General features: G+C 42.7%; 11 protein-coding genes. 2 read left to right on the top strand and 9 right to left on the bottom strand.

Features of this window, described 5'->3' with window-relative positions:
• Nucleotides 1-2: 2 nt before the first annotated feature.
• From L4C37_RS05345 to prmB, 8 genes are all read right to left on the bottom strand, one after another.
• Nucleotides 3-860: a carbohydrate ABC transporter permease gene (locus L4C37_RS05345; RefSeq protein WP_004736059.1), complete on the bottom strand. Its 858-nt coding sequence runs from the start codon at nucleotides 858-860 to the stop codon at nucleotides 3-5.
• On the bottom strand, nucleotides 857-1,795 hold the full coding sequence (locus tag L4C37_RS05340; RefSeq protein ID WP_273296097.1) for a carbohydrate ABC transporter permease: 939 nt from the start codon (nucleotides 1,793-1,795) through the stop codon (nucleotides 857-859). The genes L4C37_RS05345 and L4C37_RS05340 overlap by 4 nt, the downstream gene beginning before the upstream one ends.
• A 181-nt stretch (nucleotides 1,796-1,976) precedes the next feature.
• On the bottom strand, nucleotides 1,977-3,224 hold the full coding sequence (locus tag L4C37_RS05335; protein WP_004736057.1) for an ABC transporter substrate-binding protein: 1,248 nt from the start codon (nucleotides 3,222-3,224) through the stop codon (nucleotides 1,977-1,979).
• Between the two features lie 111 nt (nucleotides 3,225-3,335).
• Entirely contained in the window at nucleotides 3,336-4,781 is a 1,446-nt protein-coding gene (locus L4C37_RS05330) for an ATP-binding protein (RefSeq protein WP_429768061.1), read from the bottom strand.
• A 49-nt stretch (nucleotides 4,782-4,830) separates the two neighbouring features.
• A complete protein-coding gene (locus L4C37_RS05325; protein WP_273296095.1) occupies nucleotides 4,831-5,559 on the bottom strand; it encodes a response regulator transcription factor in 729 nt (242 codons plus the stop codon).
• Nucleotides 5,560-5,786: 227 nt separating this feature from the next.
• Nucleotides 5,787-7,244: a protein adenylyltransferase SelO gene (locus L4C37_RS05320; protein WP_429768060.1), complete on the bottom strand. Its 1,458-nt coding sequence runs from the start codon at nucleotides 7,242-7,244 to the stop codon at nucleotides 5,787-5,789.
• 606 nt (nucleotides 7,245-7,850) lie between these two features.
• On the bottom strand, nucleotides 7,851-8,483 hold the full coding sequence (locus tag L4C37_RS05315; RefSeq protein ID WP_137372345.1) for a LysE family translocator: 633 nt from the start codon (nucleotides 8,481-8,483) through the stop codon (nucleotides 7,851-7,853).
• Nucleotides 8,484-8,775: 292 nt separating this feature from the next.
• Nucleotides 8,776-9,708 (bottom strand): 50S ribosomal protein L3 N(5)-glutamine methyltransferase, encoded by a 933-nt coding sequence (gene prmB / locus L4C37_RS05310; RefSeq protein WP_137372344.1) that lies wholly within the window; start codon nucleotides 9,706-9,708, stop codon nucleotides 8,776-8,778.
• Nucleotides 9,709-9,770: 62 nt separating this feature from the next.
• Here prmB and smrB point away from each other — a divergent pair, with 62 nt between their 5' ends.
• Nucleotides 9,771-10,301, top strand: coding sequence for an endonuclease SmrB (smrB, locus tag L4C37_RS05305; protein WP_429768059.1), 531 nt, complete (start codon nucleotides 9,771-9,773; stop codon nucleotides 10,299-10,301).
• 159 nt (nucleotides 10,302-10,460) lie between these two features.
• Here smrB and sixA read toward each other — a convergent pair whose 3' ends face one another.
• Complete coding sequence (sixA, locus tag L4C37_RS05300) at nucleotides 10,461-10,925, bottom strand: phosphohistidine phosphatase SixA (protein WP_137372342.1); 465 nt, start codon at nucleotides 10,923-10,925, stop codon at nucleotides 10,461-10,463.
• A gap of 324 nt (nucleotides 10,926-11,249) precedes the next feature.
• Here sixA and L4C37_RS05295 point away from each other — a divergent pair, with 324 nt between their 5' ends.
• Nucleotides 11,250-14,045, top strand: coding sequence for an insulinase family protein (locus L4C37_RS05295; RefSeq protein WP_429768058.1), 2,796 nt, complete (start codon nucleotides 11,250-11,252; stop codon nucleotides 14,043-14,045).
• Nucleotides 14,046-14,052 lie beyond the last annotated feature (7 nt).

The following is a 14,052-nucleotide window of genomic DNA, read 5'->3' as shown; positions in this document are numbered from 1 at the left end:
AATTATCCTTTTACTGATCCTGCCGTTAGGCCACGAACAAAATATTTTCCTGCGAAGACATATACCAACAACGTTGGCAGTGCAGCGATGATCGCGGCAGCCATGTCGACGTTATATTCTTTAACGCCAGTACTGGTGTTGACTAGGTTGTTTAATGCCACGGTGATCGGCTGAGTATCTGAGCCGGAATAAACCACTCCGAACAAGAAATCATTCCAGATTGCGGTGAACTGCCAGATCACCGTCACCATGATGATTGGCGTTGAGATCGGTAATAAAATCTTGAAGAAAATCGTAAAAAAACCTGCACCATCGAGTTTTGCCGCCTTAATCAATTCATCAGGAATCGAGATGTAGAAGTTACGGAAAAACAGAGTGGTAAACGCCATGCCGTAGATAACGTGCACGATCACCAAGCCGATAGTTGTGTTCGCTAGCCCCATCTTGCCGAGCATGGTTGCCATTGGTAACAACACCACTTGAAATGGGATGAAGCAACCAAACAACAACAAGCTAAAGAACAGGTTTGAACCTCTGAACTGCCACTTAGTCACGACATAGCCATTGAAAGCACCGAGCAATGTTGAAATCGCAACCGCAGGAATCACCATTTGGAACGAGTTCCAGAAGTAACCTTTGATACCTTCACATTTCACGCCAGTACAGGCGGTATCCCACGCTTTATACCAAGCATCAAACACCCACTCTTTCGGGAGGCTCATCAGGTTACCCGCCTTGATGTCAGGCAGAGTTTTGAATGACGTCAGCGCCATTACGAACAATGGCATTAAATACACTAAGCAGAAGAAAAGCAGTGCCGAATAAATAAAGATTCGAGCAAAATTAATGTTATTCATCATGACTTTTTCTCCCTAAGTTCAGAGTAAAGATAAGGCACGAGAATCGCTAAAATACCAGCAAGCATCATCATGGCACTGGCAGCACCAAGACCAATTTGTCCGCGAGTAAAAGAGTGGGCATACATAAATAGCGCAGGAAGATCCGATGAATAACCGGGACCACCTGCCGTCATTGCGGTCACAAGGTCAAAGCTCTTAATTGCAATGTGAGAAGTAATGATCACCGCACTGAAAACCACAGGACGCAAGCAAGGCAGAATGATTTTGAGATAGATGGTAGGTAAGCTCGCCCCATCAATTTTCGCCGCTTTGATGATTGAAGAATCGATACCGCGAAGACCCGCTAAGAACATCGCCATCACAAACCCTGAAGACTGCCAAAGTGCTGCAATAACCAAGGTATAGACCGACATTTCAGAGTCGACTAGCCAATCAAATTTGAAGTCAGTAAATCCCCAATCTTGCATCAGCTTTTCAATGCCAAGACCCGGATTAAGAATCCATTTCCACGCCGTACCCGTCACAATGAATGACAGCGCCATTGGGTAGAGATAGATGGTACGAATCGCCCCTTCTTGACGGATATTCTGGTCAAGCAATACCGCTAAACCAACACCAAGTAAGATGGCAATCGCCATAAATAGAAAACCAAACACACCGAGGTTGGTGATTGAGGTGATCCAACGATCGTTATCCATCAGCTTTTCATATTGGGTTAAACCAACGAAGTTAAAGCTCGGCAGAAATCGAGAGTTGGTGAACGACAGCGCTGCCGTCCAGAATATATAGCCGTAGATACACACCACGGTCACTAACGCGGTGGGCGCCAGTACTATTTTAGGTAACCAATGTTGCAACCTGTCAGCAAAACTCGGTTTCGGTGCAGGCTGGCTCCTTGTGGGTTTTGGAGTCGACTCAGTCAAAACATGCTCCATAACTTATCCTTGTTGCACAATCGAGCCAATGGCTTGCCTCTCGGCACCACATCAGCATCACGCATATCAGAATTGGGAGTAAAGAGTAGATAGGCTCCCTACGAGCCTACCCACCCTGGGGGTTTGGTAAAGCAACACAACCCGTCACTCACGTGCGTTGTATGTTGCTTATCAAGTTAGATTAGATAGCCGCTTTCACTGCTTTAGCTAACTTGGCAGCTGCTTGTTTAGGATCGGCATCTTTCTCGTTGAAGAAGTTGGTCACCACGTCATAGATAGCGCCTTGAGCGTAGCTTGTTGTCGCTAGGCCGTGAGCCATACTCGGAACAAGATCCCCAGACTCAGCACTTGCTTTGAAGGTTGCCATTGAGTCCAACGCACATTGGTCAAACTTAGACATGTCCATATCTAGGCGTACAGGGATAGAACCTTTGTTAAGGTTGAAGACTTCTTGGAAATCTTTGGTAAGAATGGTTTTCGCTAGGTCTTGCTGCGCTTTTTGGTTCTCTTTGTCACTTAACTCAAAGAACGCAAAGCTATCGATATTGAAAGTGAATTGGCCATCAGTACCTGGAGCTGGCGCACAGATGTAATCTTTACCCGGCACTTTGCCTGCTGCAGTAAACTCGCCTTTCGCCCAGTCACCCATGATTTGCATCGCGGCTTCACCATTTATAACCATTGAAGTTGCGACATTCCAATCACGACCTGGAGAGTTGCTGTCGATGTAATCACGCATCTTTTTGAACTTGGTGAACACTTCCACCATTTTGTCGCCAGATAATACGTCCATATCAAGATCAACAAACGCTTTGTTGTAATCTTCACTGCCTAGTACATCAAGTGCCACGGCTTCGAATACCGTTGCGTCTTGCCAAGGCTGACCACCATGAGCCAATGGAATGAAGCCAGCCGCTTTAATCTTGTCTGCAGCAACAAAGAATTCATCTAATGTTGTAGGAACCGTAACGCCGGATTTTTCTAAAACAACAGGGTTAGCCCAAAGCCAGTTAACACGGTGAACATTGACAGGGACCGCCACATATTCGCCATCCCACTTCATTACTTTAGTCACTACTTCTGGTAGTAGTTCATCCCACTGTTCTTGTTTCGCCGTTGCATCGAGAGACGTTAGAAAACCTAAACCACCCCACTCTTGAATATCATGACCTTTGATCTGCGCAGCAGATGGAGGATTGCCCGACACTGCTCGAGTTTTCAAAACAGTCATCGCACTTTCACCGCCGCCACCAGCAACAGCGAAATCTTTCCAAGTATGACCTTGTTCTTCAATCATCTCTTTCAGTACCGCAGCGGATTTCGCTTCACCACCGGCAGTCCACCAGTGGAGTACTTCCACTTCACCAGCTTGAGAAAATGTTGAGGCAGCAAGAAGAGATAGAGTAAGTAGGGTTTTATTGATTTTCATTATTATCTTCCATGTTTTAGCGGACTCGACGTCCGGTTCAATAAAGAGTCTACTTATTCTGATTTATAAGATTGAAACAAAAGGTAAGCCCAATGTAACGCAATTGTTACATTACACTTCTAGACCTGTGGGGATATAGACTTTGGCTTCTAAGCCACCTTGAGAAGAGTTGCGAATAATGAGATCTCCGCCATGTCCATGCAGGATATTTCGGCATATACCTAAGCCAAGACCGTGCCCTTGGTCATCCGTCGCCAGCCTAAAATAAGGCTCAAAGACCATCTCTAACTTGTCTTCTGGGATACCATTACCACTGTCTTGAATAGTGACAATAACCCAAAACTCATCACCACAGATTTCCACCACAGCTGACGAGCCATACTTAACCGCGTTGTCAATTAAGTTGGTGAGTACTCGCTTAATAGCCAGTGGTTTCGCGACCAATGGCTCTATGACAGCAGGCTCAAACTCAACCTTTGTCTGATACTGGTTATGCGACTCAATCACAGAAAGCACCATCTCGTTGAGGTCAATAACGGCATTATTTTCGTGCAAGTCGGTGTCTCTTACCGCCTGCAAAGCGCCCTTCACCATCATTTCGAGCTCATCCAGATCCTTGTTGAACTTATCTTTCTTTACTTCACTCTCCAATAACTCAGCACGTAATCTAAGGCGGGTTATCGGAGTCTTTAAGTCATGGGAGATAGCAGAAAAAAGGTGCTCACGGTCCGCAACATAGCGACGAATACGTTGCTGCATACGATTAAAAGCTCGGGTCGCCGTCACCAGTTCCGTTGCTCCTTCTTCTTTTAGTTGGGGCTGCTGAATATCCATGCTCATTTCATTGGCTGCTCTTGCCAACTTTTTAAGAGGACGTACTTGGCGACGAATCATCAAGTAAGTCAGAGCCAATAAAATGAGTGTCGAGGAGACCAAGAAAATCACTTGCTCACGACCGAGAATCGTATCGTCGAGTTTCACATATGGCGCTGGCAACAATGCGGCAATGTACACCCATTCATGACTGGTTAGCTCTATTTGAACAACCAGAATGGGTGGATTCAACGGCTCTAACGTTAAAGTATGATGTGCCCACGATCGCGGGAGATCGCTTAAGTAGATATCATTTTTAAGTAAGCGAAGGTGTTCCGGTCGTGAAAAGTCTACGCGTACCGATTCCACTTTATTAAGCTTGCTACTCAAGACACTTTCTATCGCATCAATTGAGGCGGTTTTTAAGCGGGTGTCAGGGATGGGTTCGACAATCAAAGCCTCTTTATTAAAAGAAACAAAGAAACGTGTTCCTCCCATATTACGGATTTGATCCAGAACGATATGACGATATTTAACGGGCAAAGATTGGAAGAAAGTTACCGTTGAGGCAAACATGTTCGCCATGCTAGATGATGCAGAGCGAATACCTTCCAGTTCTTTGTGTTTTGATTCGCTATACCATATAGACGTAGCAATTCCTTGGGCAATAACCACAGCTAACAAAGTTAACAACAAGGTTCTTGCGACCAAAGAGTTTGGCTTGAATCGGCTTAACCAGTTCATACGAGATACTTCATACGGAGTACTGTTTTAGGAGTTAGGAGCTTCATGCTTAGTGTTGATACTGAACCGGCACGGCAAGAATATAGCCATTTCCGCGCATGGTTTTGATGTAGTGAGGATATTTACCACTGTCGCCTAGTCGGCTTCTTAGGCGGCTAAGCTGTACATCAATACCACGTTCAAAAGGCAACGCTTCGCGACCTCTGGTGGCGAAAGAAATGGTGTCACGATCAAGAACTTCGTTAGGACGAGTTAAGAACAACATCAACAAAGAAAAGTCACTGCCTGACAAATCCATCTCTTCTGAGCTGTCATTGTGGGAAATTCGATGCGCCAGCGTATCAAGCGTCCAGTCACCAAAAATAATCTGCTTTGGCAGTGCATCACTTGGCTTGTCATCCACCACTTGGACGCGGCGCAATAACGCTTTAATACGCGCCATTAATTGGCGAGGGCTGAATGGCTTTGCAATGTAATCATCAGCGCCAATTTCCAACCCAATAATCTGGTCTGTTTCATCTGAGACCGCAGTTAACATGATAATTGGCACATTGGATTGCTTTCGTACTCGCTGACACAAAGTAAAACCATCGTCACCAGGTAGCATCACATCAAGCAGAATTAGATCTGGATAACCTTGGTTTTGTAGATGAGCTTCTAGTTCAACACCGTCTCCAACTGAAGAGACATTGAAACCAGATTTTGTGAGGTACTCTTCCAGCAGTTCGCGGATTTCTTGATCATCATCCACCACGAGAATTCGAGTATTTGTTGGCATCGCCCAAACCTATTAAATTTACAACTTATTTACATAGTGTATAGGCTGGCCGATTGTTTGATTATTAGCATGGTTGTAAAGTTAGAAGAGTAGACAGATAGAGATCACATCTTGGTGACCTCTATCTACATCTTACTGACTTAGAGCGCTATTTGTTGACTATCGCAAAAGATTGATTATCCCGAACAGTTGATTATCAAAAGCATTCGATTACCACGAGTAGGTAACTAAGACGAACAGCTGATCTCCATCCCTTTACCCCACTCTGGTGGCAGCGCAGCTAAGTATTCATATTCAGGGTGTTCACTGCATGGATCGGCTAGTACCACCATCAGCGCTTCAATATCACTAGTATCACCTTGCTCAGCTTTATCTATCGCAAGCTGCGCCAAATAATTACGTAATATGTACTTAGGGTTTATTTCCCTCATGCTTTCGCAACGCTCTTGTGGTGAATTGTCTTCTAATTCGCAACGCTGCAAATAATTAGCCAGCCACATTTTGGCGGCTTCTCGGTCTAAGACAAGATCGATGACTTCCTGAGAATCCACCGTATCTAAATTAGACAGAGTTCTAAAGAACCTTGGGTAATCGACTCTGTTCTGCGACATCAATTCGAACATCGATTCAAACAAACGACCATCACCTTCTTGTTTTGAAAGCAGCCCTAGTTTATGACGCATCAATTGGCTGAAATAACCATTCATTTGTGGCTCGTACTGCTCTAATGCCGCTTCAAGGTCAGCTTTATCTATTAATGGTGACAGTGAATGTGCCAGTGCAGACAAGTTCCATAACCCAATTCTTGGCTGCTGATTAAAGGCATAGCGCCCTTGGTAGTCTGAGTGGTTACAAATTAAACGAGGGTCATATTCATCAAGAAACGCGAACGGTCCATAGTCAAAAGTTTGCCCTAATATAGACATGTTATCAGTGTTCATTACGCCATGAGCAAAACCATTAGCTTGCCACAGTGCGACCATTTCAGCAGTGCGATCGACAATGAGGTTGAACATGCTGGCATAAGGTTTTTCATCTTCAAGGCACTCAGGGAAGTGCCATTCCAATACTTTATCGGCTAACAATTTGTGTTCAGCAATTTGATTAGTATAGAAAAGGTGCTCGAAATGCCCAAAACGTATATGAGACTCACTCACTCGGACCAGTAGCGCTCCTTTCTCCTGCTTTTCACGATAAACAGGTGTATCACTGCTCATCATTGCTAGCGCACGAGTAGTAGGGATTTTCAACCCAGCCATTGCTTCACTGCATAAATATTCTCTTACTGTTGAACGAATCACCGCTCGCCCATCCCCCATTCGAGAATAAGGCGTTTTACCGGCACCTTTGAGGTGTAAATCAAAGGTTTCACCACTTTTCGCAACCACTTGCGTCAATAACAAGCCTCTTCCATCACCTAAATCTGGGTTATAAGAACCAAACTGGTGACCTGCATACTTCATTGCTAATGGGAAAAACGGTGCAGGTTCACTTGTGCCAGAAAGAGTTGAAAGCAGTTCCTCTGAACATTGTTCAAATTCCGGAAAGCCTAGCTCTAATGCTAATTTTTTATTCCAAGCAAGCCATTGAACATTGCTAAGTGGAGTGGGTTGAGCTGGAGTATAAAAGGAACGTGGAAGTTCACTGAACCGGTTATTAACAGAGATAGAATCCCAGATAGACATGAGTAACACTCTTGATGAAACAATTCGTGCCAGACTATCACATTTTAATAACAATTATTGAAGCCGTAATGATTGAAACAGTTAAAGAAATAAATTGGGAATGGATAGAGATTAATAGCTCTTGAAATTGATAGTGCTTGAATTCATTAAGCTTATAATGACTGAAGATGGGTTGTGGGATTTAGGACGGGTAAAAATAGAGTAGAAAAGAAGATTGAAAAGATAAAATTGAAGTGGCTAACCTAGTGAGAAAAGCCACATCGATGAGAAAGGTTGGAAAGTGTATAAAAACTAAATTGAGATGGTAATACGCGTATAAATCGAAGAATCATCATAATTACATTGTCGTTGCTGCATTATGTCTGGTTACATTAACGCCAAAATGCCTACAAGAGACAAAGTTGCGAAAATCCAAGTGCGGCTAATAACGCCAAAATTACTATGTTGAATCATTTCTTGATGCTGCATATATCTCTCCTAGAGATTTGAGTAAGTAACTATAATATATCGGTATAACGCTCAAATCAGCAAGCATATATATATTAACCTTTTATTACAGCATCAAGAATTTTCTGTCACATTAGCAATAATTTCTCACTTTCATAGCTAAGTGCGACTCGTCGTTGATAACAAAGCACCAGCACTGATGAACACCCCACCTGTCACTCGATTGAAGATTTTGGCTCTGCCTTGTGCAAATAACCAATTGGAAGACTTCGCTCCTAGATAAGCATAAAGCAACAGCCATGAAAGTTCCATTACAGCAAACGTTGTAGCAAACACAATAAACTGAGGCATAAGTGCTAAAGTCGGGTCGATGAACTGAGGAAACAACGCGGTAAAAAATAGAATCGCTTTTGGGTTGCTTGCACCAACAATAAAACCACTAAGAAAATGCTGCTTGTTAGTGCCTTTCGAGGGGGTATCTTCAGAAGAAAGTTGATCATAGCTTTGCTGAGAAGAACGCAAAGACTGCCAGCCAAGATAAATAAGGTATGCCGCGCCCGTCCATTTAATGATATTAAATACCACTTCGGATGAAGCGATAATCACGCCTAAACCAGTAAAAGAAAGGGTTAGAATAGTTGAAATAGCCGTTAAGCTACCTAATGCAGTAAAGACTGAAAGCTTAAAGCCGGATTGTACAGCCTTAGTCATACACAATAACGAGCTTGGACCCGGTGATGCTGTTAATACCAACACAGCAAGGAAGTAGTAAACCCACGTTTCTATAGCCATTATGAATCCTCCATGATTCACTTAATGTTCAAAAATCGAACACCAATATGTGTTAAGTATGCATATTGATCAACTAAATATTAACCACTTAATTTGTAGGCTTTAATGAATTTAGCTTATTTCTCCCATAAAAAACGCCATGCGTTGGCGGCATGGCGTTTTAATAATTCACTTGCGTTTCTACGGCTCAATCTCTGAGACTTTATGTCTGAAACTAGCGCTCTAAACGCTTAATCTCTGAACTCTATAACCACAGAAATTTATAACAACACAAACCTATAGCGACAGAAGTTTAATCTTTGTAGATTGAAAACTCATCCGCACAAGCAACTAACTGCTCGCGAGTGATCATGAACACACCATGACCGCCATTAGAGAATTCAATCCATGTGAACGGAAGTTCTGGGTATTGTTCCATCATGTGGATCATAGAGTTACCCACTTCACAGATCAAAATACCATCTTCAGTCAGGTAATCTGGAGCATTAGCTAAAATGCGACGAACCAATTTCAAGCCATCAGTGCCAGCAGCTAAGCCTAATTCAGGCTCATGCGTAAACTCATCAGGTAAGCTGTTCATATCTTCTTCGTCTACGTAAGGCGGGTTAGATACAATCAAGTTGTACTTTTCTTTTGGTAAGTCACGGAACAAATCCGAACGAATTGGGAACACTTGCTGTTCCATACCGTGGTCTTGTACGTTTTGCTCAGCAACTTGCAGCGCGTCAGTTGAAATGTCAATCGCATCGACTTCAGCATCTGGGAATGCGTGCGCACATGCGATTGCGATACAACCACTGCCTGTACACATATCCATGATACGTGTCGGCTCTTCTGTTAACCAAGGTTGGAATTGCGCTTCAATCAATTCGCCAATTGGAGAGCGAGGCACAAGTACACGCTCATCAACGAAGAATTCAAGACCACAGAACCACGCTTTGTTGGTTAAGTAAGCCGTTGGAGTACGCTCATTGATACGCTTAATAACACGCTCAACAATACGTAAACGCTCGCTGCTTGTTAGGCGAGAGTTCATAACATGCGAAGGAACATCAATCGGCAGATAAAGAGTAGGTAAAATAAGTTGTACCGCCTCATCCCACGCATTATCAGTACCATGACCATAAAATAGGCCAGCAGCGTTAAAGCGACTAACAGTCCAACGAATTACATCTTGAAGCGTGTGTAGTTCTGATACCGCTTCTTCTACAAAAATCTTATCCAAAATTGTCTCCGAAAAGCGCTACAATACTGCTAATTACGTTTCAAATTAGAATTCATAACCTGATGAGCAAAAAAGACACCGACTTCGATGACGATTTCGCCTTATTCAACGATGCAGTAAAGGGCGTTAAAAAGTTGCAACAGGATACCATAATCCAGCAGCCAAAAAGAAATACCAAGCAAAAAGAAATTACTCGAACTGCAAGACAAGCCAGTGACAGTGAATTCTATTTCTCGGATGAGTTCATTCCTCACTTAAGTGATGATGGACCAACTCGTTATGCTCGTGATGATGTGTCTAAATATGAAGTCAAAAGGTTGCGTCGAGGTGTGTATGTTCCCGATGTTTATTTAGATATGCATGGAATGACTCAACTAGAAGCGAAACGTGAATTAGGTGCAATGATTGCCCACTGCATAAAAGAAAGTGTGGCATGTGCGTGTGTTCAACACGGGATTGGCAAGCACATATTGAAACAAAAAGTGCCGTTATGGCTGGCGCAACACCCCGACGTAATGGCATTCCACCAAGCTCCTCTCGAATTTGGCGGTCATGGCGCATTATTGGTTTTATTATCGATACCAGACAAGTAACCGATACTAAATCAATGACCCGAAGAATAAGGAAAGGGCGCATCAATCACTGATGCGCCCTTTCTATTTAATCGCCATTAAAGCAAACCAAATTCAGTTCACCTCGATATTCAAACCAACACTTCAATATCCAAACCAAAAAGACACTATGGCTGAAGCTTATGGATTAATATTCCAAAGCAATTCACCTTTACGTGTCTCTAAATCGAATTCAATACAAGCCATGCCAGAAGGTGGAAACATAGGTGGAGTCATGCCTGTAGCGAACTCTGCAGTTAAATACCCAACCAAAGGTAAATGAGAAACAAATAAAAGGCTGTCTAGCTTCTCAACTTCAGCTAAAGCCAAGGTGAAATCAAACACTTCGTCAGACACACCGTATGGGGTAATGTCTTCACTGGTTTCTACCTTATCGGCATTAAATACCTGAGAAATCTCTAACCATGTTTCTTGCGCCCTTAAATAAGGGCTAACCAGCACTTTATCAAATTGACTATAGCCTTGCTCAACAGCTGCTTGTGCCACTGCCAAAGACAGTTTTTTGCCACGTTTAGTTAGGGCTCTTTCTGCATCCGAGTTCGCAAAATGTTCCGCTTCACCGTGGCGCATAATGAATATTTTCATGTTTTATCCTATCTATGTAGCATTCTCATATATCGTCATAACAGGCGAAATCGCTACTTCGTTTTTGACTCTCAATATTGAGAAACTTCAATCAATATAAATAATTATATCAAGTCGCTTGCCAAAGAGTTCGACTTTCTTAACAATCTATTAAAAAGAAACTTAATAACAAGAAAATAAATACCTGATCAAAGATATTGAAAGCACTACTAGTGATGCTTCCACACTTTCAAAACGCACTTATATCTCAAAATATGACTGCAAGATTTGCACCCACTTGTATCAGGTACATAATTTAATAATAAAAATCTCTGGAGAGACCTTGTGCATTTAAGCCCTAACGATGAACATCAATATCGCTATCTCACCTTATCAAATGGATTACGCACCTTGCTGGTAAGAGATCCCGACGCGCAAAAAGCGGCGGCGGCATTGGCTGTAAATGTCGGTCACTTCGATGATCCAGCAGACAGAGAAGGCTTAGCACACTACCTAGAGCATATGCTATTTTTAGGCACTGAAAAGTATCCAAAAGTTGGTGAGTTCCAAAGTTACATTAGCCAACATGGTGGCAGTAACAATGCGTGGACTGGAACAGAACACACCTGCTTTTTCTTTGATGTCGATTTAAATGCTTTTGAATCTGCACTTGATCGTTTCTCTCAATTTTTCACCGCCCCTTTATTTAATGAAGAAGCTTTAGACAAAGAACGCCAAGCCGTTGAATCTGAATACAAGATGAAGCTCAATGACGACTCTCGCCGACTTTATCAAGTACATAAAGAAATTGTTAACCCTGCCCACCCATTTGCCAAATTTTCGGTAGGTAACCTCGAAACCTTAGGCGACCGTGATGGTCAATCTATTCGACAAGAAATCTTAGCGTTCCACCAGCAAAATTATTCCGCCGATTTAATGACACTTACGCTCTCTGGGAATCAAGAGTTAGATGAGATGCAAGCTTGGGTTGAGTCGCGCTTCTCTGAGATCAGTAATCATCAACTGAGCAATAAATCTATTTCAGAACCTATCACAACCGAAGGCAGTACGGGTATTCAAGTCTTTGTTGAGCCAGTCAAAGAAATACGAAAGCTCATTTTAAACTTTCCTATGCCTTGCATGGACAAGCATTACAGCACAAAACCACTTTCCTTTTTTGCACATTTACTTGGCTACGAAGGTGAAGGCAGCTTAATGATGCAACTGAAAGAGAAAGGCTGGGTGACCTCCCTTTCTGCGGGTGGTGGCGCAAGCGGCAGTAACTATCGAGATTTCAATATCAGCGCAACTCTAACACCTGAAGGTTTATCAAAAGTCGATGATATTACTCAAGCCGTATTCCAATATATAAAGTTAATTGAACAACAAGGTATGGAAGAGTGGCGGTACCTTGAAAAGCGCGCGGTATTAGAATCAGCTTTTCGTTTTCAAGAACCATCTCGCCCACTCGATGTTGCCAGTCATTTAGTGATGAATATGCAGCATTACCCTGAAGACGATGTAGTGTATGGCGACTATAAAATGTCTCATTATGATGATGAGCTACAACGTTCTATTTTCCAATACTTTACCGTAAAGAACCTGAGATCAACTCTGGTTGCCCATGATTCTAATCCCAACAAAGAAGCAGGGTATGACCACGAAGCCAAATGGTATTTCACACCTTATTCCACTCAAGATTTCACATCGGAGCAGCAGCTAAAGTTTACTCAAATTAACCCGAGTTGGAAATTTGAACTGCCTAGTAAAAACCCTTTCATTTGTTATGACCTTGAGCCTGCTGCCATTGAAAGTGGTCAATCTCAACCTGAGTTAATCGAAAAATTGGATGGGTTTTCTCTTTGGCATCTACAAGACACTGAATTTAGAGTACCTAAAGGCGTTGTGTATGTTGCGATAGATAGCCCACACTCCGTGGCTAGCCCTAGAAATATCGTAAAAACTCGATTATGTGTTGAGATGTTCCTCGATTCTCTGGAAAAAGAAACCTATCAGGCTGAAATTGCAGGTATGGGGTACAACATGTACACCCACCAAGGCGGTGTGACATTAACCCTTTCAGGCTTCAGTCAGAAACAACCTCAACTTTTAGAAATGATATTAAAACGTTTTGCGGCGCGTGATTTTAGCGCAATTCGATTCGATACAATTAAGCAGCAACTTCTGCGCAATTGGCGCAATTCAGCTCAAGATCGCCCTATATCTCAACTATTTAACGCTATGACAGGAATGTTACAACCAAACAACCCTCCTTACTCCGTTCTAATTGAGGCATTAGAAACCATAGAAGTCGATGAACTATCTTCATTTGTTCAGGCAATCTTGGCTGAGTTACATGTCGAAATGTTTGTCTATGGTGATTGGCAGCGAGCTGATGCACATAATATGGCAACGACCCTAAAAGACGCCCTACGCGTTCAAAACCAAGCCTATGAAGAATCTCTACGACCTTTAGTCATGCTCGGTGAAAATGGTAGTTTCCAACGCGAAGTCGTATGTAACCAAGATGACTCTGCAATTGTGGTTTACTATCAATGCCCTGATATTTCATCAAAAAACGTTGCGCTTTATTCCTTAGCAAACCATTTAATGTCTGCCACTTTTTTCCACGAAATTAGGACCAAGCAGCAACTCGGTTACATGGTGGGTACAGGGAACTTACCGCTTAATCGTCATCCTGGTATTGTTCTGTATGTACAATCACCAAATGCAGCTCCAGCAGATTTAATCAGCTCGATTGATGAATTTTTGAATGCATTTTACATGGTGTTACTGGAATTAAATGAGTACCAATGGCACAGCAGTAAACGTGGGTTATGGAACCAGATATCGACACCAGACACCACTCTTCGTGGAAGAGCTCAACGTTTATGGGTTGCGATAGGCAATAAAGACACCGACTTTGACCAACGTGAGCGAGTGTTAGAAAACTTAAAAACGCTTTCACGCTCAGATATGATCCGCTTTGTCGTAAACCAACTTAAGCCTAGAACCGCTAATCGTTTGATTATGCACACACAAGGTAATGCTCATAATGAAGATGAAGCTCTGTCAGTTGGGGTGGAAATTGGGTCAATTGATGAATTTCAGCTTCGCCCTAAAGACTGTGATTTAGGGTAGTTCTGAT

This window comes from Vibrio kagoshimensis (genome assembly GCF_050337535.1).
GTDB lineage: Bacteria > Pseudomonadota > Gammaproteobacteria > Enterobacterales > Vibrionaceae > Vibrio > Vibrio gallaecicus.
The sequence above is the reverse complement of the archived record's forward strand: the minus strand, read 5'-3'. Positions and strand labels throughout refer to the sequence as shown.